This window comes from Prosthecomicrobium pneumaticum (assembly GCF_014199915.1).
GTDB classification, from domain to species: domain Bacteria; phylum Pseudomonadota; class Alphaproteobacteria; order Rhizobiales; family Kaistiaceae; genus Prosthecomicrobium; species Prosthecomicrobium pneumaticum.
Window position 1 is genome coordinate 1 of sequence record NZ_JACHOO010000016.1, and the last position, 20,132, is coordinate 20,132.

The following is a 20,132-nucleotide window of genomic DNA, read 5'->3' on the forward strand; positions in this document are numbered from 1 at the left end:
CGCGCGGGAGAGGGTAGGGTGAGGGCTCTTCGCTTCATCGATGAAGAGAGGCGCACCCTCACCCTTCGCATCTAACCTCGCTTAGCTCGCCAAGAGGCGAAGCCCTCTCCCGCAAGCGGGAGAGGGGGCGGAGCCGACTGTGCCGACCTTCGCCCGAGGATGCGCCGGGGCGACGAACGCGGACGCTGGGCTCCCCCTCTCGCGCTTGGCGGGAGAGGGCCGGGGTGAGGGCCTTCTGCGCCCGGCCGGTCAGTTCTTCTTTCGGAAGGCGTCGAGGCGGACCACTTCGGCGCTGCCGGCAGCGGCCGGTTCGGCGCGGGGGGCCGGCTCGACGGGCTCGGGCTCGCGCGGCGCGTCGAGGAGGACCGGTTCGGTCTCCGCCTCGTCCTGCATCAGGCCGTCGCCCTCCTCCTCCGCCTCGGACTTGCCGACCTCGAACTGCAGGCCGAACTCGACGGAAGGATCGAGGAAGGCCTTGATCGCGGTGAAGGGGATCAGCAGCCGCTCGGGCACGCCGTGGAAGGAAAGGCCGACCTCGAAGGCGTGCTCGGTCACGGCGAGGTCCCAGAACTGGTGCTGCAGGACGATCGTCATGTCCTGCGGGTGCTGGGCGGCGAGCCGGGTCGAGAGGCGAACACCGGGCGCCCGGGTGTCGAAGGTGATGTAGAAGTGGTGGTCGCCCGGCAGGCCCGTCCGGGCCACCTCGGCGAGCACCTTGCGGATCACGCCGCGCAGCGCGTCCTGGGCCAGGATGTCGTAGCGGATCAGATCCTCGGCCATTCACGTCTCGTCATTGCCGGTCCGAAATCCGGCGGGCGCCGGACGGATGAAGTGGAGGCTTCTGTTGCCAGGTGCCTCCGAACCCCGCCTTACAGTGCTACCCGCAAGGACTTTGATTTCGGTACCGGCACCGCTTACGCGGCGACAGCCACCGGAGCATAGTTGTCATTCGCAACTATAGGTTCGGCCCGATAACGGCGGAACCATGCCGAGCGAAAGCCCACCCTTTACGCCCTCGTCGATCCTATTTCGCCCCCGCCGGAACCCACTCTCTCGAATGGGCTCGGGTGGAGGCGCCGGGTACCGCCCCCGGGTCCGAAGGGTTTATTACGATGGCCGTTTATCGCCATATCCGGCTCGCGCCGGCATTGCGAATATAGGGATGCGGGGCCGTTCTGAAAAGCGCTTCGGCGTCGCAGAAGGGTTTTGCCGCTAATCCGTCCCCAGCCGGCCGCTTTCGGCCCCCGGCGCGCGATAGGCGCGCAGGAAGGTGCGCACCGCCGCGCCGACCGCCCGTTCGATCTCGGCGTCGTCCGGCGTGTCACCGAACAGATGGGCGAACTGGAACTCGGTCGTGACGAGCGCGACGAACTGCCGGGCGGCGAGCGCGGCGTCGTCGATCGCGAGCACGCCGTCGCGGCCGAGCGCGGCGAAGCGGGCGGCGAGCGCCGATTCGGCGAAGGCCGGGCCGTTCCTCCGCCAGAAGGCGAAGAGGTCCGGATAGCGGCGGCCCTCGAGATGAATGAGGCGCAGCAGCGCCTTCGCGTTCCGGTCGCACAGGCAGCCGCTGACGAGCCGGCGCCCGAAGGTCGCAAGGGCCGCCTCGATCTCAACCGCCCCGCTCGGGAAGGTCGCAAGGGCGCCGATCAGACCGGCGTTCGAGCGCTCCGTGATGTCGGCGACGATCGCCGCGAACAGGCCTTCCTTGTCGCCGGCATGGTTGTATACGGTCTGCCGCGAGACGCCGGCCTCCGCGGCGATGGCGTCGATGCTCGCACCCGCGAAGCCTTCGCGGCAAAACACCGAGAGGGCGGCCGACAGAATGCGGTCGCGCTTCGCGGCATGGCCGCGCGCCGGCAGACAGGGGGGCAGGTCGAGTTCGGCTTCCATCGGGGTTCAAGATAAGCCGACGTTCGATCTTGGACAACCGTGTCCAAATTGCACTTGACCGATTGGACAGGCTTGTCCAAAAATCATCATCGACCTCCGCCGTCGCCCCCCTCCCCGGCGGCGCCGTCCCCGTTTCGCGTCGTCCGGCCTCCCCCCGCCCGCCGCGCCACCCTTTTGAGAGAAGCGTCATGAACCGCGGATTCGTGCGGAATGCCGTCGTGCTCGGTCTCCTGACCGCCGTCGGGCCGTTCGCCATCGACATGTATCTGCCCGCCCTGCCGACGATCGGCCGCGACCTTCGCGCCGACGACGGCGCGGTGCAGCTGAGCCTGATCGCCTTCTTCCTCAGCTTCGCCGTGTCGCAGATCCTGTTCGGCCCGCTCTCCGACATGCTCGGGCGCAAGCGACCGCTCTATATCGGGCTCGCGCTCTTTCTCGTCGGCTCGGTCGGTGCGGCCCTCGCCCCCGACATCCTGACGCTCAACCTCTTCCGTTTCGTTCAGGGTCTCGGCGGCGCGGCGGCGATGGTGATCCCGCGCGCCATCGTCCGCGATCTCCACACCGGCGCCGAGGCGGCGAGGCTCACTTCGCTGATCATGCTCGTCTTTTCGATCTCGCCGATCCTCGCGCCGCTGTCCGGCAGCATCCTGATCGCGCTGTCGGGCTGGCGTGCCGTGTTCTGGGCGGTCGCCCTCGCCGGTGTCGCCGGCGTCGTGCTCGTCCTCACCCTGCTGCCCGAGACGCGACCGGCCGAACAGCGGCTCGGCAGCACGTTCGGCGCCGTCATCACGGGCTATGGCCGGTTGCTGCGCGACCGCAACTTCATCGGCCTCTCCCTGATCGGCGGCTTCGGCATTGCGAGCTTCTTCGTCTATCTCGCCAATTCGTCCTTCATCCTGATCGGCCATTACGGCCTGACGCCGACCGAGTACAGCCTGATGTTCTCGCTCAATGCGGTGTCGTTCTTCGCGATGTCGCAGTTCACCGGCCAGTTCGTCGGCCGCTTCGGCCTGCCCCGCGTGGTGCGCACCGCGACGGCGCTGTTCGCGGCGAGCGTCGTCGCGCTCCTCGGCGTCTGGCTCGTCGGGCTCGGCAGCCTCCCGGTGCTCGCCGCCTTCCTCTTCGTCGGCTATGGCTTCCTCGGCCTCGTCATTCCGACGACCGCGGTGCTGGCGCTCGAGGAGCACGGCCCGATCGCCGGCATGGCGTCGGCCCTGATGGGCACGCTGCAGATGGTGTCGGGCGCGGTGATGGTCGGGCTGCTCGGCCTCTTCAGCGACGGCACCGCCCTGCCGATGGTGGCGGCGATCGCGCTCTGCGGCGTGCTGACGATCACCCTCACGGCGCTGACGCTCGGCCGGCGGAGCGTTCCACGTCCGGTGGATGTCCCCGCCGCCTGATCCATGCTCCATCGCGCGGCGCCCCCAAAACGGTGGGACGAAGCGCTAGAGTGGAGCATCCGAATCGAAAAGGGCGGCGTCCGGCAGCGGGCGCCGCATCGCCATGCAGCAATATCTCGATCTGATGGCCCGGGTGCGCCGGGACGGCGTCGCGAAGAGCGACCGCACCGGCACCGGCACGCTGTCGGTCTTCGGCCACCAGATGCGCTTCGACCTCGCCGAGGGCTTTCCGCTCGTGACGACGAAGAAGGTGCATCTGAAGTCGATCATCCACGAGCTGATCTGGTTCCTCTCGGGCGACACCAACATCCGCTATCTGCGCGAGAACGGCGTCACCATCTGGGACGAATGGGCCGACGCGAATGGCGATCTCGGCCCGGTCTACGGCGCGCAGTGGCGGTCCTGGCCGACGCCCGGCGGCGGCACGATCGACCAGATCGCGCAGGTCGTCGAGATGATCCGGCGCAGTCCGGCTTCCCGCCGGCTGATCGTCACCGCCTGGAACCCGGCCGAGGTCGACCAGATGGCGCTGCCGCCCTGCCATGCCCTCTTCCAGTTCTATGTCGCCGAAGGCCGGCTCTCCTGCCAGCTCTACCAGCGCTCGGCCGACATCTTCCTCGGCGTGCCGTTCAACATCGCCGCCTACGCGCTCCTGACGATGATGATCGCGCAGGTGAGCGGCCTCGCGCCGGGCGATTTCGTCCACACGCTCGGCGACGCCCATCTCTACGCGAACCATCTGGAACAGGCCGACGAGCAGCTCGCCCGCACGCCGCGCCCTCTACCCACGATGAGACTCAACCCCGAACGAACCTCGCTCTTCGACTTCCGCTACGAGGATTTCGTCCTCGAGGGCTACGATCCGTGGCCGGCGATCAGGGCACCGGTCGCGGTGTGATTGCGACGGGGGAGGCGTGAGGGATGGCGGACCTCGATCGGACCCAGCTGATCGCAATGGCGGGCGCGAAGATCGCAGATGCCCGCCTGCTCTTTGATAACGGACGTCGCCCCAACGCCTATTATCTCGCCGGCTCGAACTGATGTTGAAGGCGATCCTTGCCAAACGGTTCAAGGCCGAGACGATCCCGAACAAGAAGCTCGTCAACGATCTCTATAGCCATGATCTGAAGTCCCTGCAGAAACTGGCTGGGCTCGACGCGAGGCGTACGGAGGTCGAAGATCGAGACCCCGTTTTTGCTGCCTTCTGGCAAACGGTGTTCGCCTGGAATGAGGGGAGCCGCTATCTTGACCGCGGCGCGGAGGCGCATGATCTCCTGAGGGCCATCGAGGATCCGGATCACGGTGTGATGCAATGGTTGATGTCGCAGCTCTAGCCCCTGCCCTCGGGACAGTCGAGAAGCTCGTCGACCTGCTCGACCGCGAAGGGGAGCTTCCACTGCGAGCCGCTGTCTGGGCGCTCGTCGACGAGAATGATTGGCGGCTCTTCCTCGTTCCGCGGGAGCTGTCGTCCGACCGGCTCCGCCCCATGATCAAGGTCGCATGGACCCTCTCGGAACACAGCGAAGTGCTGCCCGAGCGCCACAGGGTCGACTATTCCGTCGTCGGAATGGACGATCCTGTCCTCGTGGCCATAGCCCCCTATGTGAAACCCGGCGACCGGCTTCCGCGGGAGCTCGACGGCCTCTATGGCAGCGGCCGCTTCATTGAAAAGGCGATCGTTCTCGCCTACCGGCCGTGAGGCGCCAATGGCCATGACCCTCACCATCCGCCCTGCCCGGCCGGGCGACGAGGAGACCGTTTACGCGCTGGTCCGCGGCCTCGCCGTCTATGAGAAGCTGGCGCACGAGGTCGATGCGACCGCCGCCGATCTCGGCGCCGCGCTGTTCGGGCCGCAGCCGCGCGTCTTCTGCGATCTCGCGGAGCGCGACGGCGCGCCGGTCGGCTTCGCGCTGTGGTTCTACACCTTCTCGACCTTTCGCGGCCGCCACGGCCTCTGGCTCGAAGACCTGTTCGTGGAGCCCGAGCATCGCGGCGGCGGAGTCGGCAAGGCGCTGCTCGCCCATCTGGCGCGGCGCTGCGTCGCCGAAGGCCTCGCCCGCTTCGAATGGAACGTGCTCGACTGGAACGCCCCGGCGATCGCCTTCTATACGGCGCAGGGCGCGAGGATCCTCGACGACTGGCGGAGCTGCCGCGTCGAGGGTGCGGCGCTCACCCGTCTCGCGGGTGATTGACGCGGCGCGAAAGCGAAGGCACCAACGAGCCGCGCCTTCCTCCCACGCCGGTGATGCCATGCGGTCCTTCGAAGCCTTTCTCGAAAAGCTGATCATGTCGGCCCGCTGGCTGCTCGTGATCTTCTATCTCGGCCTCGGCCTCGCGCTCGTGCTCTACGCCGTCTCCTTCGGCTACAAATTCCTCAAGGTGGCGCAGAACGTCTTCGTCTATGACGAGGCCGACATGATCCTCGCCATGCTCGGCCTGATCGACGCGGCGCTCGTCGCCAGCCTCGTCGTGATGGTGATGATCTCCAGCTACGAGAATTATGTCAGCAAGCTCGACAATGCCGGCACCGAGCTGTCCTGGCTCGGCAAGCTCGACGCCGGCAGCCTGAAGATCAAGGTTGCCTCGTCGATCGTCGCCATCTCGTCGATCCACCTGCTCCAGATCTTCATGAATGCGAACCAGTACACGAACGACAAGATCATGTGGTATGCGATCCTGCACATGATCTTCGTCGTCTCGGCACTGCTGCTCGCGTGGGTTGACCGGATATCGAACGTCGGCAAGAGCAGCAAGGTGGGCTGATGCGGCTCGCCCTGATCGCCGCCGTGGCACGGAACGGCGTGATCGGCCGCGACGGCGAGATGCCGTGGCGGCTGTCGACCGACCTGAAGCGCTTCCGCCGGCTGACATCGGGCAAGCCGGTGATCATGGGCCGCAAGACCTTCGCCGCGATCGGCCGGCCGTTGCCGGAGCGGATGAACATCGTCATCACCCGCGATGCCGGCTTCGCGGCGCCCGGCCTGATCGCAGTCGATGGACCGGACGCGGCGCTCGATGCGGCGGCGGGGGCCGAGGAGGCGATGGTGATCGGCGGCGGCGAGGTCTATCGCCTGTTCCTGCCGCGCGCCGACCGTCTCTACATCACCCATGTCGAGGCCGAACCGGAGGGCGATGCGCACTTCCCGGCGATCGATCCGGCAGAATGGGCCGTCGTCTCGTCCGAAGACATCGCCGCCGGCGAACGCGATTCGGCGGCGACACGCTATGTCGTCTACGAGCGGCGCCGGCCGGCATAGGACCCGCTCACGCTCCGCCGGCGCGGCGGTGCCGCGCCCCCCTCCTCCGGAAACACAGGGGCGGTCGCCTCAAGGCTGGGTCGGGAACTCCTGCGGAATCCGGAAGTCCTGCGGGATCAGAGGCATCGGCTCGCCGACGGCCGGCCGCGCTGGACGACGGGGCGGCGGCGGCGGATCGGGCTCCGGAGCGGCCGGAGGGGGGGCCGCGGCAACGGGCGGCGGCAGGTCGGAGCCGGCGGCGGGCGTTGGGTCCGGCGGGGCCGATGATCCCGACGGGGCGGTTCCCCGCGGCGGTTCGCTCGCCTGTCCGGACGGCCCGGGTCCCGTCGTCGCCGCGTCGCCCTGCGGGGCGTCGGGGTCGGGCCCCGCCGCATCATCCGCCTCGCGCGCGACCGGGCCTTCGTCCGCTCTTTCGATCGCCTCGCGGATGCGATCGACGAAGCCGGTGTCCGGTTCCGGCGACGCCTCCGCCGCCGGCGCGCCGGAGGACGATGGAGCGACCCGCTCTTCCGCTGCGCGTGCGCGGCGATCGGCCTCGGCCTTCTCCGCGGCGATACGGTCGGCCTCGGCCTTTCGACGCGCCTCCTCCTCGGCGCGCGCCTGCGCTTCCGCCGCCTTGCGCTCGGCTTCCGCCTTCTCCGCCGCGAGCCGGTCGGCCTCTGCCTTCTCGGCCGCGAGCCGGTCGGCCTCGGCCTTGCGGCGCGCTTCCTCTTCCGCCCGTGCCTTTGCTTCGGCGGCCTTGCGCTCGGCTTCCGCCTTCTCCGCCGCCAGACGCTCGGCTTCGGCCTTCTCGGCGGCGAGGCGGGCCGCCTCGGCCTTGCGGCGGGCTTCCTCGACCGCCCGCGCCTTCACTTCCGCCGCCTTGCGCTCGGCTTCCGCCTTCTCCGCCGCGATACGGTCGGCCTCGGCCTTGCGGCGGGCCTCCTCTTCGGCGCGAGCCTTCTCTTCCGCGGCGATGCGGGCAGCCTCGGCCTCGCGGGCGATGCGCGCCTCCTCTTCTATCCGCTGGCGCTCGGCCTCTTCCTGGCGGGCCTTCTCGGCCGCCGCGGCCTCTTCGGCGCGGCGCTCCGCCGCCTCGCGATAGAGCCGGACCATGCGGCCGAGCCGGCCCTGTTCGATCCGTTCGGTCTCCAGCCGCTCGACCTCTTCGAGCAGCTTCTCCTGCCGGCGGACGAGGATGTAGCCGGCGAGCGCGGCGACGCTGATCCGCCGCTCGGGCGCGTCGAGCGGTCCGGCAAAGGTGAGATCGACCTGCGGCACGGCGCCGGCGACCTTGTCGGCCTCGCCCGGATCGACCGTCAGCGTCCATTGGCTGTCCAGCGTCATCCGGTTGAGGTCGACCGATGCGCCGCCGATCGTCGCGGCGGCATCGGCATCGACGGCGATATTCTGCGCCCGCACCGTGCCGGCGGCGATGGTGAACACGCCCTCGGCGGAGCGGAAGGGCAAGGTTCCGGCGTCGAGATGGGCGCGGAACAGTTCGCGGATCGCGTCCTCGGACAGTTCCTGGCCGCGGTCGGCGGCGCGCATGACGGTGCCGAACGCTTCCGGATTGACGTAGCGGGCGACGCCGTCCGCAATGCGCAGCGAGCCATCGCCCGACAGCGTCGAGACGAGGGCGGTGACCGAACGCCCGGTGCCCTGGAAATTGGCGCGCAGATCGAGCGTGCCGTCGGCGACCGACCGGCCCTCCCTCTGCCAGACCAGTTCGGAGAGCTGCGCACCGTCGATCTCGATGTGGCCGGCAGCCGTCGCGTCGCCCTCGGGGTTGGCGACCCGCATCGCGCCCTTGACCTTGCCGCCGGCGAAATCGCCGCTCTTCAGGGTCAGCGCGGCGTCCCCGCCGGACAGGGAGAGCGAACCGGCGGCGTTGGCGATCTCGATGTTATCCAGGATGTCGAGGCGCTCGACGGCGAGATCGACCGCCAGATCGAAGGCATCGACCGCGGGCCGGCCGAAGGTTGCAGCGGACCAGACGCCCGCGTCGCCGAGTGGATCGGGCGGCATGCCGAGCGCGACGGCGAGCGGGAAGCCCGCGGCCGCGCGGTCGATCGCGAGACGGCCGGCGATGCGCGGCCGGCCGCCGAGGAAGCCGAGATCGAGCACGCCCGACACACGGCTGCCGGCAACCGAGGCCTGCTGGAGGGTGAGCGACCCGCTCGACCAGTTGGCGCTCGCCTTGCCCGCGACATCGACCGGCAGCGCGCCGCCCTCGCCGGGCAGGGAGACGCCGAGGAGAGCGAGAAGATCGGTCGCATCCGCGCCCGAGAGCCGGACCGGGGCGCTGGACAGCGCAGGCCAGCCGCTCTCCTCGAGCGACAGCACGCCGCCGAGGTCGAAGCCGAGCCCGGCTATCCGGCCGTTCTCGGCCTTGACCTCCATCCCTTTCGCCGGCACGCCCTCGAGCGTCACCGAGACCTCGGCGGGTCCGGCATCGATCGGCAGTGCGGGAACGCCGAACTGGCGCAGCAAGGCGTCCGAGGCCGGATTGCGGAGCACCGCCTCCACCTTGGCGGAGCCCTCCGGCCAGTCGGCGAGGCGGCCCTCGAAATGGAGCGCGGTGTCGATCGCCGTGCCGCCGGCGGTACCCGCGAGCGTGACCGTCGCCTTGGTGCCGCCGCCCTCGACCGGCGCGGCCTCGAGACCCGCCGTGAGCGTCGCGCCGCCGAGATCGGGCGCGGCGGCGGAAAACCAGCGCGCCACCCGGCTGCCGGGGAAGAGCCGCTCGACGAGGGCGGCGGCGCCGAGCGCCGAGCGCGCATCGATCTTCGCCTTCAGAGCGCCGGCGGGTGCGCCGAGAACGTCCTTGATCGCACCCGATCCTTCGATTCCCGCACCGGCGAGATCGGCGACACGGAGTTGATCGACGGTCAGGGTACCGCCGGCGAAGCCGCCCTTGATCGCCACACCTTCGAGCGACAGGCCGGCGAGCGCAACGCTCTGCGCCTCGATGTCGAGACTGACCGCGTGCGCGCCGCCGCCGGCGAGCAGGCTCTCGCCGCCGAACAGCGCGACGATCCCGCGCGCATCGTCGAGATCGAGCCGGTCGGCGGTCAGCCGCAGACCGAGCCGGCCGCCATCGGCCGCCGCCCAGTCGATCTCGCCGCCGAGCGTACCGCTGTCGAGCCGTGCGTCGATCTTCTTGATCGAGACCGCACCCGCTGCGATGTCGACGGTGCCGCCCATATCGAAAGGCACCAGCGGCTCGGTCGGCGCGGTGCCGCGCCACCAGGCGGCGAAGAGATTGGGCTGGGCCGAGGAGAGCCGCGCAACGCCGACGAAGCGCGGCGGTCCGGCGGTGACGACGAGACCGCTCGCGCTCACCCGCGTGCGGCCCGGCAGCTCCGCGTCGAGCCCGCGGATCCGCCAGCCCTGTGCCGCCGGGCGGGCGTTGAAGCCGACATTCTGGACGACCGACCCGCCGATCACGATGCCCGGCACATCGACCCGGATCTCGCCGGGAATGCCCGGCAGCGGGATCGTGCGCATCAGCGCGACGAGGCTCGATACGCCGGGCGCAACGCCGGCCGCCCGTCCGGTGTCCTTCCCCATCGATCCGTCGAGATCGATCTGGCGGGCCTGAAGCAGCCCTTCGAAGTTCGGCTCGGCGCCGAGCGCGACCGAAAGCACACCGGTAAAGGACAGCGGCCGCGGCGAATCGAGCTCCGCATAGGCGAGCGACGGCAGGCGCAGATGCCCCGGGGTCAGTTCGAACTTGCCGTCCGTGCGCCACAGGGCGCGCGGCGCGCTGCGGCCATCGGCGAGCGCGGCGAGCTTCGACAGCACGAAATCGCCCTGCCAGCGCATGCCTTCCGGGCCGACGGCGATCGGGCCGTCGGCGGTGATGGCGATCGGCATCGAGGCGGGGTTGGCGTCGAGCTTGACGCGGAGCGAGCCATTGTCGAGCACGCGCCCGGTGGCGAGACGGAACGTGACCGGCACGCCGGCGATCCGCGCGCCGCCATCGACCTTCCACGGGCCGAGCAGCGACTGCGCCTCGACTGCGGCATTGACCGAGCCGATCGAGAATGCCGCGCCGTTCTGCGCATCCTCGTAATCGATGCGGCCGTCGACGATGTCGAGGCGCTCGAGCGTCAGCGCGTCGGGATCGACGGGTTCGGCCGTGGCGCTCCGCCTGCCCCAGTCCGGCCGGCCCTCGGCATCGACGGTGATGCGCAGCTCCGGCTGCTCGATCGTCATGTCGACGAACTTGAAGGTGCCGGTCAGGAGCGGGATCAGTTCGAGATGCGCCGAGAAGCGGGCGACCGTCATCATCGGCCGCTCCGCGGTGCCGCCGACGCGCACATCGGTGAACACGACGGAGGGCATCGGCAGCAGCGAGGCATCCGCGCTGCCGACCACGGTAACGGGCTGGCCGAGCACTTTCTCGGCCTCGTGCTCGAAGGCGGTCCGCCAGGCGTTCCAGTCGACGAACCATGGCACGATCAGCGCCGCGAAGAGAATCGCGACGATCAGGCCGCCGATCGTGAGGTAGAGCCTGTTCAGGACCCCCTCCGCCATGCCGCCGCGGGGATCATGCCTCGGGCAGGATCTTGCCGGGGTTCATGATCCCGAGCGGATCGAGGGCGGCCTTGATCGCCCGCATCGGCCCGAGCGCCGCGCCGTGCTCGCGCAGCATGAACTTGCGCTTGCCCTGCCCGATGCCGTGCTCGCCCGTGCAGGTCCCCTCCATGGCGATCGCCCGGTCGTTGAGCCGGCCGAGAAAGGCCTCGGCACGCTCGACCTCGTCGTGGCTGTCGCGGTCGATCAGCAGGCTGACATGGAAATTGCCGTCGCCGACATGGCCGACGATCGGCGCGATGAAGCCCTCGGCGTCGAGATCGGCGCGGGTCTCGCCCACGCATTCGGCGAGCCGGGAGATCGGCACGCAGACATCGGTGGCGATCATCGACGAGCCGGGCCGCAGTCCGAGCGCGGCGAAATAGGCGTCGTGCCGGGCCTGCCAGAGCTTGGTGCGGTCCTCGGGCCGGGTCGCCGAGACGAAGGTCCCCGCCTCGAACTCCGCCGCGATGGCGCCGAACGCCTCGGCCTGCTCGGCGACCGAGGCGTGCGAGCCGTGGAACTCGACGAAGAGGTGCGGTGCCTCCGGCAGGTCGAGCTTGGAAAAGGCGTTGGCGGCGCGGATCTGCAGCGCGTCGACGAGCTCGATGCGGGCGACCGGAATGCCCGACTGGATCGTCAGGATGACGGCGTTGCAGGCCGCTTCGATCGAGGGGAAGGCGCAGACGCCGGCGGCGATCGCCTCCGGCAGGCCCTGCAGGCGCAAAGTGAGCTCGGTGATCACGCCGAGCGTGCCTTCCGAGCCGACGAGCAGCCGGGTGAGATCGTAGCCGGCGGAGGATTTCTTCGCCCGGCTCGCCGTGCGCACGATCGTGCCGTCGGCCATCACCGCGGTCAGCGAGACGACGTTCTCGCGCATCGTGCCGTAGCGCACCGCATTGGTGCCGGAGGCGCGGGTCGCCGCCATGCCGCCGAGCGAGGCGTCGGCGCCGGGATCGATCGGGAAGAACAGGCCGCTGTCGCGCACCGCGGCGTTCAGTTGCGTGCGGGTGACGCCCGCCTCGACGGTGGCGTCGAGATCCTCGGCATGGACGGCGAGAATCCGGTTCATGCCGGAGAGGTCGATCGAGACGCCGCCGAACGGTGCGTTGACATGCGCCTCGAGCGAGGTGCCGGTGCCGAACGGGATGACCGGCACGCGATGGTCGTGGCAGAGGCGGACGATCTCGGCGACCTCGGCGGTCGACTGCGCGAAGACGACGGCGTCCGGCGGCTGATTCGGCAGCCAGTTGGTGGTGTTCGCATGCTGGCGCCGCACCTCGGCGCCGCGCGAGAACCGATTGCCGAAGCGCTTCTCGAGCAGGTCGAGCGCGATGCTCCGCCGGGCGTCGGTGCGCCCCTCCTCGCCGATCGCGGCTGCCACGCTCAAGGTCGTACTCCTCCTGAACCTTCGTCGTGGCGGCAAGTTAGCAAATGCGGCAGGGGCGACGGAAGCATTCCTTGGGCGGCAGCGGAATATGCCGCGCGATCAGCCCCGGCCGCGGCCGGCGAGCCAGTCGCGCAGCGCCGCGTCGATCCGCGTCTGCCAGCCCGGCCCCTCCGCCTTGAAGGCGTCGAGCACGTCCTGCGAGAGGCGGATGCTGATCGCCTTCTTCGGCGCCTCGGCCCGCGGCCGGCCGCGCCGGACGAGCTTGCCGCCGATCAGGAAGTCGGCCCGCTCGAACATCTCGTCGGTCCATTCCGGCAGTTCGTCATATTCCTCGGGCTGGATCACATGGGCGTCGACCTTCGCAAGGTCGCTGCCGATCGGTTGCTCATCGAAGCTGGTGGAAATGGCGTGCTTTCTCGCGGTCATTGGCCTTCCTCATCGAAAAGACATGGCGATTCCCGTCACGCTCGACATAGCCGACGACCGTCAGGCGGCCGTGAAGCAAGCCGAAGCACATGATCCGGCGCTCGCCATAATCGCGCCGCGTGTCCTCGATCTCGTAGACCGGCCCCGCGAACACCAGCGCCGCGTCCCAAAAATCGAGCCCCCGCTCCGCGAGCGTCCTCTCCCGCTTCACGGGATCGAAGGTGATGCGCATCCGCTTTATCCGTATATACGATAATTCCGCGGTGTTTCAAAGCCCATCATTCCCGTCCCGCACGCTGGAATCGAGCGGGGCGAGGCGCCATATTCGCGAAATGTTCACGGCCGCGAATCGCCGGCCGGGGTGTTCTCCGCAGAGCCCCGTCCGCCCATGACCTCGCACGACTCCACTCCCCCTCTGCCCCGCCCCGGCGGCATCGCCGCGCGGGCGCTCGGCGTGCGTGCCGCCGAGCCCGGCTATCTCGCCCGGCTCAACCCCGAGCAGCGGCTGGCGGTCGAGACGACGGAGGGGCCGGTGCTCGTGCTCGCCGGCGCCGGCACCGGCAAGACGCGGGTGCTGACGACCCGCATCGCCCATCTCCTCGCCACACAGAAGGCCTGGCCGAGCCAGATCCTCGCGGTCACCTTCACCAACAAGGCGGCGCGCGAGATGCGTCACCGGATCGGCGAGCTGATCGGCCAGTCGGTCGAGGGCATGAGCTGGCTCGGCACCTTCCACTCGATCGGCGTCCGCATCCTGCGCCGCCATGCCGAGCTCGTCGGCCTGAAGCCGAACTTCACCATTCTCGACACCGACGACCAGATCCGCCTGATGAAGCAGGTGATCCAGGCGGAGAATCTCGACGAGAAGCGCTGGCCGGCGCGGCAGCTCGCAATCCTGATCGACGGCTGGAAGAATCGCGGCCTGACGCCGAAGGACGTGCCGCCCGGCGAAGGCGGCGCCTTCGCGAACGGCCGCGGCGTCGCGCTCTACGCGCTCTATCAGGAACGGCTGAAGGTCCTCAACGCCTGCGATTTCGGCGACCTGCTGCTCGAGAACCTGCGGCTCTTCCGCGAACAGCCGGACGTGCTGCGCGATTATCACGAGCGCTTCCGCTACATCCTGGTCGACGAGTACCAGGACACCAATGTCGCGCAGTATCTCTGGCTGCGCCTGCTCGCGCAGGGCCGCAAGAACGTCTGCTGCGTCGGCGACGACGACCAGTCGATCTATGGCTGGCGCGGCGCCGAGGTCGACAACATCCTGCGCTTCGAGAAGGATTTTCCCGGCGCCACCGTGATCCGGCTCGAACGCAATTACCGCTCGACGAGCCACATCCTCGCCGCCGCCTCGCATCTCATCGCCCACAATGAGAGCCGGCTCGGCAAGACGCTGTTCACCGAGCACGCCGATCCGGAGGCGCCGAAGGTCACGGTCGCCTCGTCCTGGGACCAGGACGAGGAGGCGCGCGCGATCGGCGAGGAGATCGAGCAGCTCCAGAAGCGTGGCCAGAAGCTCGACGAGATGGCGATCCTGGTGCGCGCCTCGTTCCAGATGCGCGCCTTCGAAGACCGCTTCATCACGCTCGGCCTGCCCTACCGGGTGATCGGCGGCCCGCGCTTCTATGAGCGGCAGGAGATCCGCGACGCGCTCGCCTATTTCCGCGTCGTGGTGCAGCCGGCCGACGACCTCGCCTTCGAGCGGATCGTCAACGTGCCGAAGCGCGGCATCGGCGAGACCTCCTTCAAACTGATCGCCGAGCACGGCCGCCGGCGCCAGATCCCGCTGACGCTCGCCGCCGACGAGTTGCTCCAGACCGAGGAGATCAAGGCGAAGGCGCGCACGGCGCTCTCCGGCCTCGTCGCCGCGCTCGGCCGCTGGAGCGCGGCGGCCGAGACGATGAAGCACACCGAGCTCGCCGAGATGATCCTCGAGGAGTCCGGCTACACCGAGATGTGGCAGCAGGACCGCTCGGCCGACGCGCCGGGCCGGCTCGAGAACCTCAAGGAACTCGTCCGCTCGATGGAGGAGTTCGAATCGCTGCCGGCCTTCCTCGAGCACATCGCCCTCGTCATGGACCGCGACGGCGCGGAAGGCACGGATGCCGTGTCGATCATGACGCTCCATTCGGCGAAGGGCCTCGAATTCGAGACCGTGTTCCTGCCGGGTTGGGAGGAAGGCCTCTTCCCGCATCAGCGCGCGCTCGACGAAAGCGGCCGCGCCGGGCTCGAGGAGGAGCGCCGGCTCGCCTATGTCGGCATCACCCGGGCGAAGAAGCGGGCGCTGATCTGGTTCGCCTCGAACCGGCGCATCCACGGCCTGTGGCAATCGACGGTGCCGTCGCGCTTCCTCGACGAATTGCCGGAGGCGCATGTCGACGTGGTCGAGCAGACATCGTCCTATGGCGGCTACAATGTCGGCGGCATCGGCAATTACGGCGCGAGCCGCTTCGATCGTGCCGATCCGTTCCAGAACAGCTATTCGACCCCCGGCTGGCAGCGCGCCCAGTCGAACCGCGGCGGGCCGAAGCCGGCGCCCCGCTCCTCGGTCCGGCTGATCGAGGGCGAGCTGATCGCCAAATCGACCGGCTCGCGCTCCGCCTATTCGGTGGGCGACCGCGTCTTCCACGACAAGTTCGGCTATGGCGACGTCGCGGCGATCGAGGGCAACAAGCTGACCATCGATTTCGACAAGGCCGGGCAGAAGAAGGTGGTCGACAGCTTCGTGACGGCGGCCTGACGGGAACCTCCGCTCCGGCCGGCACTTCGATAGAGGGGCCGGGCGCGAGGAGGACAGGATGTCCGAGACACCCGAACGGCCGCAGCACTTCAAGGATCAGCCGGATGAGGGCGGCCGCGAGACGGTCGACCGCGAGCTGGCGCGCCGCTCGGCCGGCGAGGGCAAGGCCCCCGCCGACCCGCCGGCACCGGACGATCCGGAGCGCGAAAAGGCCGCCATCGAGCGGACCGCCGGGCAGCCCTGAAGCCCGGTGACAGACGCTCCGGCTTCCGCCATAAGCGGGGGCCATGACCCGCCTCGCCACATTGCCCGTCCCGACCGAGAAGATCGCCAACCGCCTCGCCGAGGCGATCAGCGACAGTGACGAACTGGGCTGGCCGACGGTCGCCACGACCGAACAGAAGGACGGCTCCTGGACGGTCGAGATCTATCACGAGGACGCGCTCGACGAGGCGGCGCTCGGCGCGCTCACCGAAGCGGTGCTCGGCCCGGATGCGCCCGCCTTCATCTTCACCGAACTGCCGGACGAGAACTGGGTCGCGAAGTCGCTCGAAGGGCTGAAGCCGGTCCGCGCCGGCCGCTTCCTCGTCCATGGCAGCCATGACCGCGACAAGGCGGGCATCGCCGACATCGCGATCGAGATCGAGGCGGGCCTCGCCTTCGGCACCGGCCATCACGGCACGACGGCCGGCTGCCTCCTCGCCATCGACGCGCTCGGCAAGGCGCGGCGCTATGCCCGCATCCTCGACCTCGGCACGGGAACCGGCGTGCTCGCCATCGCGATGGCGAAGGCCTGGAAGCGGAAGGTACTCGCGACCGATATCGACCCGGTGGCGGTCGCCGTTGCACACGAGAACGCGCGGCTGAACGGCGTCGGCCCGCTCGTCGAGACGGCGGTCGCGGCCGGCTTCGGCCATCCGGTCTTCACCGCGCGGGCGCCCTTCGATCTCGTCGTCGCCAACATCCTCGCCGGACCGCTCGTCGCGCTCTCCGCGCCGCTCGCCCGCCGTCTCGCGCCGCGGGCGACCGTCGTGCTGTCGGGTCTTCTGACCGAGCAGGGGCCGCGCGTCGTCGCGGCCTATCGCCGCCAGGGCCTGCGTCTCGCCCGCGCCGATGCGCGCGACGGCTGGCTGACTCTGGTGCTCGAAAAGGGCCGCTGAGACGCCGGACGCGCATCCGCGAAATGCGAAAGGGCGGCGCGTCGCCGCACCGCCCTTCCGAAAATCCCGTTCCGTGCGATCGTCAGATCGGCGAGCCGGCGGCGAAGGCCCGCTCCAGCGTCTCGCGATCGAAACCGAAGGTCGCCAGCGACGCATCGTCGAGCGAGAGCTGGTAGCCGTTGACGTAACGCGGCATCTGCCGCTCGCGCGCATGGTTCATGCGGGCCGCCGCCCGCCGCACGACGCCGTGGCCGCGGGCGGCGGCAGCCATGCCGATCTCGCCATAGGACGCTGCCATCATTGCCTCGTCTTCCTTTTCCGGGTGAGTGTTCCCTGACGATGGCAAGATAGGCCTTCGCGGCGGATCGAGGCAGGCACCCATCCGCATGGCTGGGCTGCGGTTTTTGCATGTGCGTAAGAAAGATCATGGAATTGTTGCAATGCACAAGATTCTGCCGCAAAGCCGCCCCGCCGGCGCCCGACCGGTTGCCGCTCCGTTTCCGAAACCGTGCCGTTTGAGCGATTCCCTGTAATCCACAGGCCACCGTCCCCCATAGGGAGAATCTGATGTTCCAGTCCTTCGAGGCGCCGGCCGCGCCGCCTCCCGTCGCCGAACGCGTCGCGGCGCTGCGCGCCTTCATCGCGAAGGAGGGGCTCGCCGGCTATTTCGTGCCGCACGAGGACGAGTACCAGGGCGAATACATGCCCGCCTCCGCCGAGCGTCTCGCCTGGCTGACGGGCTTCACCGGCTCGGCGGGCGCGGCGCTGGTGCTCGCCCACGAAGCGGCGGTGTTCGTCGACGGCCGCTATACGCTGCAGGTGCGCGACCAGACCGACCTCTCCGTCTTCCGCGCCGAGCACCTGATCGAGACGCCGCCGGCCATCTGGCTCGCCGCGCGCCTCTCCTCCGGCGACCGCATCGGCTACGACCCGCGCCTGATCACGCTCGCGCAGATGCGGCGTTTCGAGGCGGCCTGCGCCGAGAAGGGGGCCCTCTTCGTGCCGGTCGAGGAGAACCCGATCGATCGGCTCTGGACCGACCGTCCCGCACCGCCCGTTGCCGCGGTCGCGCTCCACCCGCTCGAACTCGCCGGCCGCAGCGCGGCGGAGAAGCTCGCCGAGCTCGCCGGGGCGCTCGCCGCCAAGGCGGTCGACGCGACGGTGCTGACGCAGACCGATTCGATCGCCTGGACCTTCAACATCCGCGGCGGCGACGTGCCTCACACGCCGGTCGCCCTCTCCTCGGCGATCCTGCGCCGGGAGGGCAAGCCGACGCTCTTCATCGACGGCCGCAAGCTCTCGAACGCGGTCAGGGCGGAACTCGCCGATCTCGCCGAGATCGCCGAGGAGAGCGCCCTCGCGGCCGAACTGGCGGCGATCGGCCGGGCCGGCGGGCGCGTGCTCCTCGACCCGCAGGCGACACCGGCGGCCGTCGCGCGAGCGCTCGAGGAAGCGGGCGCCACGCTCGTCGAGGGGACCGATCCGGTGCAGGTGCCGCGGGCGCGCAAGAACGCGGCCGAGCTCGCCGGCGCCCGGGCGGCGCATCGCCGGGACGGCGTCGCGGTCACCCGTTTCCTCGCCTATCTGGAGAAGAACGCGCCGACCGGCACGCTCGACGAGATCGCGGCGGCGCAGGCGCTCGAGCGCTTCCGCGCCGAGGCCGGCGCGGCGGACGGCACGCCGCTCGCCGACATCTCCTTCGACACCATTTCGGGCGCCGGCCCGAACGGGGCGATCATCCACTACCGCGTCACCGAGGCGACCAACCGGTGGATCGAGCCGGGCATGCTCTATCTCGTCGATTCGGGCGGCCAGTATCGCGACGGCACCACCGACATCACCCGCACTGTGGCGGTCGGCACGCCGACGGCCGAAATGCGCGACCGCTTCACGCGCGTGCTGAAGGGCCATATCGCGGTCGCGACCGCGCGCTTCCCAAAGGGGACGACGGGCGCGCAGATCGACGTGCTGGCACGGCGCGCCCTCTGGCAGGCGGGGCTCGATTTCGACCATGGCACGGGCCATGGCGTCGGCGCCTTCCTCTCCGTGCACGAGGGGCCGGCGCGCATCTCGAAGGCCGGGACCGTCCCGCTCGAGCCGGGCATGCTGCTCTCGAACGAGCCCGGCTATTACAAGGCCGGCGCCTATGGCATCCGGATCGAGAACCTGATCGTCGTGACGGAGCCCGAGGCGGTCGAAGGCGGCGAGCGGCCGATGATGGGCTTCGAGACGCTGACGCTCGCCCCGTTCGACCGGCGCCTCATCGAACCCTCACTGCTCGATCCTGCCGAACGCCAGTGGATCGACGACTATCATCAGCGGGTTAGAGAAACGCTGCTGCCGCGTCTCAATGGCGACGACGCCTCTTTCCTCGAAGAGGCGACCAAGCCCATCCAAGGAGCGACCAAGAGCCTCGAACACTGACGGACGACTTTCGTTCCATCACGGTTATATGTCTCGAATGTGCCCCTCGATCGGAACGGTCGGGGGGCGCCCCCGTTCTTCGTCCGAGCTTTCCGCTCGCAACACTTTGATGTTCAGAACGGGAGAGAACCATGACGAAGATCCTGACCGGCAAGCTGCTCGCGGCCACCGCCTTTGCGACCATGCTCGCCGCGGGTCCGGTCCTCGCACAGGACGCCACCACCCCGCCCGCCACCGACACCCCGCCCGCGGCCGCCCCGGCGACGCCCGCCACGCCCGCCGATCCGGCTGTGCCGCCGGCGGCCGGCGATCCGGCCGCTCCGGCGGAGGTGATGCCCGGCACGGACGCGCAGGCTCCGGCGACGACGGACACCGATACGGCCACCACGACGGCCGTGCCGACCGAACGCTTCGTGACGCAGCAGTCGACCACCGACTGGCTGGCTTCCAATATGGTCGGCTCTTCGGTCTATGACCCGAACGACGAGAACATCGGCGACATCAACGATCTCGTCACCGAGGAGAGCGGTCAGGTGAAGGCCGTGGTGATCGGCGTCGGCGGCTTCCTCGGCATCGGCGAGAAGGACGTCGCGGTGAACATCGACGAGATCTCCCGCACGACCGACGCCGACGGCAACAACAAGTTCGTGCTGCAGACGACCAAGGAAGAGCTCGAGAACGCCCCCGAGTTCAAGACGCTCGCCGACCTCGAGAGCGAGACCAGCGCCCCGGCGAGCACCGGCACGGGCACCGGCACCGGCACCACGGCTCCCGCCGGCCAGATGTGAGGCCAGCACCTTTTCGCCATCGGCGGCCCGTCCCCTCGGGGACGGGCCTTTTCTTTGCGGAAGACGGATAAGGCCCGGCGAGCCCTGTTCTCGGGTGCCG

The 20,132-nt window shown here is 69.5% G+C and carries 19 protein-coding genes and 1 other RNA gene; 12 read left to right on the plus strand and 8 right to left on the minus strand.

Translation table 11 applies throughout. The annotated features are described in order from the left end of the window. Positions 1 to 249: 249 nt before the first annotated feature. The 3 genes from GGQ63_RS21460 to GGQ63_RS21470 form a co-directional block, all read right to left on the minus strand. Entirely contained in the window at positions 250 to 780 is a 531-nt protein-coding gene (locus GGQ63_RS21460) for an SspB family protein (protein WP_183858675.1), read from the minus strand. A 50-nt stretch (positions 781 to 830) separates the two neighbouring features. Continuing rightward, positions 831 to 1,186: a transfer-messenger RNA gene (gene ssrA, locus GGQ63_RS21465) on the minus strand. A gap of 26 nt (positions 1,187 to 1,212) precedes the next feature. Continuing rightward, entirely contained in the window at positions 1,213 to 1,890 is a 678-nt protein-coding gene (locus GGQ63_RS21470) for a TetR/AcrR family transcriptional regulator (RefSeq protein ID WP_183858676.1), read from the minus strand. A gap of 188 nt (positions 1,891 to 2,078) precedes the next feature. Here GGQ63_RS21470 and GGQ63_RS21475 point away from each other — a divergent pair, with 188 nt between their 5' ends. The 7 genes from GGQ63_RS21475 (at position 2,079) to GGQ63_RS21505 (ending at position 6,547) form a co-directional block, all read left to right on the plus strand. Further along, the gene (locus GGQ63_RS21475) at positions 2,079 to 3,290 is read left to right on the plus strand and encodes a multidrug effflux MFS transporter (RefSeq protein ID WP_183858677.1); all 1,212 of its coding nucleotides are present in this window, start codon (positions 2,079 to 2,081) and stop codon (positions 3,288 to 3,290) included. A 103-nt stretch (positions 3,291 to 3,393) separates the two neighbouring features. Next, positions 3,394 to 4,188: a thymidylate synthase gene (locus tag GGQ63_RS21480; RefSeq protein ID WP_183858678.1), complete on the plus strand. Its 795-nt coding sequence runs from the start codon at positions 3,394 to 3,396 to the stop codon at positions 4,186 to 4,188. 142 nt (positions 4,189 to 4,330) lie between these two features. Continuing rightward, entirely contained in the window at positions 4,331 to 4,624 is a 294-nt protein-coding gene (locus GGQ63_RS21485) for a DNA-binding protein (protein ID WP_183858679.1), read from the plus strand. Continuing rightward, a complete protein-coding gene (locus tag GGQ63_RS21490; RefSeq protein WP_183858680.1) occupies positions 4,603 to 4,989 on the plus strand; it encodes a hypothetical protein in 387 nt (128 codons plus the stop codon). The genes GGQ63_RS21485 and GGQ63_RS21490 overlap by 22 nt, the downstream gene beginning before the upstream one ends. A gap of 13 nt (positions 4,990 to 5,002) precedes the next feature. Further along, positions 5,003 to 5,482 carry a GNAT family N-acetyltransferase gene (locus GGQ63_RS21495; protein ID WP_183858698.1) on the plus strand — a complete coding sequence of 160 codons (480 nt, stop codon included), beginning with the start codon at positions 5,003 to 5,005 and terminating at the stop codon, positions 5,480 to 5,482. 58 nt (positions 5,483 to 5,540) lie between these two features. Beyond that, positions 5,541 to 6,053, plus strand: coding sequence for a TIGR00645 family protein (locus tag GGQ63_RS21500; RefSeq protein ID WP_183858681.1), 513 nt, complete (start codon positions 5,541 to 5,543; stop codon positions 6,051 to 6,053). Continuing rightward, entirely contained in the window at positions 6,053 to 6,547 is a 495-nt protein-coding gene (locus tag GGQ63_RS21505; protein ID WP_183858682.1) for a dihydrofolate reductase, read from the plus strand. The genes GGQ63_RS21500 and GGQ63_RS21505 overlap by 1 nt, the downstream gene beginning before the upstream one ends. 69 nt (positions 6,548 to 6,616) lie before the next feature. Here GGQ63_RS21505 and GGQ63_RS21510 read toward each other — a convergent pair whose 3' ends face one another. From GGQ63_RS21510 to GGQ63_RS21525, 4 genes are all read right to left on the minus strand, one after another. After that, positions 6,617 to 11,068 (minus strand): AsmA family protein, encoded by a 4,452-nt coding sequence (locus tag GGQ63_RS21510; protein ID WP_183858683.1) that lies wholly within the window; start codon positions 11,066 to 11,068, stop codon positions 6,617 to 6,619. 13 nt (positions 11,069 to 11,081) lie between these two features. Continuing rightward, entirely contained in the window at positions 11,082 to 12,497 is a 1,416-nt protein-coding gene (locus tag GGQ63_RS21515) for an FAD-binding oxidoreductase (RefSeq protein ID WP_183858684.1), read from the minus strand. A 99-nt stretch (positions 12,498 to 12,596) separates the two neighbouring features. Continuing rightward, positions 12,597 to 12,923 carry a BrnA antitoxin family protein gene (locus GGQ63_RS21520; protein WP_183858685.1) on the minus strand — a complete coding sequence of 109 codons (327 nt, stop codon included), beginning with the start codon at positions 12,921 to 12,923 and terminating at the stop codon, positions 12,597 to 12,599. Continuing rightward, positions 12,883 to 13,155: a BrnT family toxin gene (locus tag GGQ63_RS21525; RefSeq protein ID WP_183858686.1), complete on the minus strand. Its 273-nt coding sequence runs from the start codon at positions 13,153 to 13,155 to the stop codon at positions 12,883 to 12,885. Before GGQ63_RS21525 ends, GGQ63_RS21520 begins: the two co-directional genes overlap by 41 nt. A 156-nt stretch (positions 13,156 to 13,311) precedes the next feature. Here GGQ63_RS21525 and GGQ63_RS21530 point away from each other — a divergent pair, with 156 nt between their 5' ends. From GGQ63_RS21530 to GGQ63_RS21540, 3 genes are read left to right on the plus strand one after another with little or no spacing between them, the layout of a single operon-like run. Further along, complete coding sequence (locus tag GGQ63_RS21530; protein ID WP_183858687.1) at positions 13,312 to 15,660, plus strand: ATP-dependent helicase; 2,349 nt, start codon at positions 13,312 to 13,314, stop codon at positions 15,658 to 15,660. 58 nt (positions 15,661 to 15,718) lie between these two features. Beyond that, on the plus strand, positions 15,719 to 15,904 hold the full coding sequence (locus tag GGQ63_RS21535) for a hypothetical protein (RefSeq protein ID WP_183858688.1): 186 nt from the start codon (positions 15,719 to 15,721) through the stop codon (positions 15,902 to 15,904). A 43-nt stretch (positions 15,905 to 15,947) separates the two neighbouring features. After that, positions 15,948 to 16,820 (plus strand): 50S ribosomal protein L11 methyltransferase, encoded by an 873-nt coding sequence (locus tag GGQ63_RS21540; RefSeq protein ID WP_183858689.1) that lies wholly within the window; start codon positions 15,948 to 15,950, stop codon positions 16,818 to 16,820. A gap of 82 nt (positions 16,821 to 16,902) precedes the next feature. On the opposite strand, the gene GGQ63_RS21545 is transcribed toward GGQ63_RS21540, so the two are convergent. Continuing rightward, the gene (locus GGQ63_RS21545) at positions 16,903 to 17,121 is read right to left on the minus strand and encodes a hypothetical protein (protein WP_246429928.1); all 219 of its coding nucleotides are present in this window, start codon (positions 17,119 to 17,121) and stop codon (positions 16,903 to 16,905) included. Between the two features lie 266 nt (positions 17,122 to 17,387). On the opposite strand from GGQ63_RS21545, the gene GGQ63_RS21550 reads away from it, so the two are divergent. Together GGQ63_RS21550 and GGQ63_RS21555 are read left to right on the plus strand one after the other, a co-directional pair. Continuing rightward, complete coding sequence (locus GGQ63_RS21550; RefSeq protein WP_183858690.1) at positions 17,388 to 19,244, plus strand: aminopeptidase P family protein; 1,857 nt, start codon at positions 17,388 to 17,390, stop codon at positions 19,242 to 19,244. Between the two features lie 131 nt (positions 19,245 to 19,375). After that, positions 19,376 to 20,032, plus strand: a complete 657-nt coding sequence (locus GGQ63_RS21555) for a PRC-barrel domain-containing protein (RefSeq protein WP_183858691.1) — start codon at positions 19,376 to 19,378, stop codon at positions 20,030 to 20,032. The last annotated feature ends 100 nt before the right edge of the window (positions 20,033 to 20,132 follow it).

Coding starts and splice junctions, on each gene's coding strand:
- GGQ63_RS21475 (WP_183858677.1), top strand. CDS start 2,079: ATGAACCGCGGATTCGTGCGGAATGCCGTCGTGCTCGGTCTCCTGACC.
- GGQ63_RS21545 (WP_246429928.1), bottom strand. CDS start 17,121: ATGATGGCAGCGTCCTATGGCGAGATCGGCATGGCTGCCGCCGCCCGC.
- GGQ63_RS21535 (WP_183858688.1), top strand. CDS start 15,719: ATGTCCGAGACACCCGAACGGCCGCAGCACTTCAAGGATCAGCCGGAT.
- GGQ63_RS21510 (WP_183858683.1), bottom strand. CDS start 11,068: ATGGCGGAGGGGGTCCTGAACAGGCTCTACCTCACGATCGGCGGCCTG.
- GGQ63_RS21555 (WP_183858691.1), top strand. CDS start 19,376: ATGACGAAGATCCTGACCGGCAAGCTGCTCGCGGCCACCGCCTTTGCG.
- GGQ63_RS21480 (WP_183858678.1), top strand. CDS start 3,394: ATGCAGCAATATCTCGATCTGATGGCCCGGGTGCGCCGGGACGGCGTC.
- GGQ63_RS21485 (WP_183858679.1), top strand. CDS start 4,331: ATGTTGAAGGCGATCCTTGCCAAACGGTTCAAGGCCGAGACGATCCCG.
- GGQ63_RS21505 (WP_183858682.1), top strand. CDS start 6,053: ATGCGGCTCGCCCTGATCGCCGCCGTGGCACGGAACGGCGTGATCGGC.
- GGQ63_RS21470 (WP_183858676.1), bottom strand. CDS start 1,890: ATGGAAGCCGAACTCGACCTGCCCCCCTGTCTGCCGGCGCGCGGCCAT.
- GGQ63_RS21520 (WP_183858685.1), bottom strand. CDS start 12,923: ATGACCGCGAGAAAGCACGCCATTTCCACCAGCTTCGATGAGCAACCG.
- GGQ63_RS21500 (WP_183858681.1), top strand. CDS start 5,541: ATGCGGTCCTTCGAAGCCTTTCTCGAAAAGCTGATCATGTCGGCCCGC.
- GGQ63_RS21530 (WP_183858687.1), top strand. CDS start 13,312: ATGACCTCGCACGACTCCACTCCCCCTCTGCCCCGCCCCGGCGGCATC.
- GGQ63_RS21525 (WP_183858686.1), bottom strand. CDS start 13,155: ATGCGCATCACCTTCGATCCCGTGAAGCGGGAGAGGACGCTCGCGGAG.
- GGQ63_RS21495 (WP_183858698.1), top strand. CDS start 5,003: ATGACCCTCACCATCCGCCCTGCCCGGCCGGGCGACGAGGAGACCGTT.
- GGQ63_RS21460 (WP_183858675.1), bottom strand. CDS start 780: ATGGCCGAGGATCTGATCCGCTACGACATCCTGGCCCAGGACGCGCTG.
- GGQ63_RS21490 (WP_183858680.1), top strand. CDS start 4,603: ATGGTTGATGTCGCAGCTCTAGCCCCTGCCCTCGGGACAGTCGAGAAG.
- GGQ63_RS21540 (WP_183858689.1), top strand. CDS start 15,948: ATGACCCGCCTCGCCACATTGCCCGTCCCGACCGAGAAGATCGCCAAC.
- GGQ63_RS21550 (WP_183858690.1), top strand. CDS start 17,388: ATGTTCCAGTCCTTCGAGGCGCCGGCCGCGCCGCCTCCCGTCGCCGAA.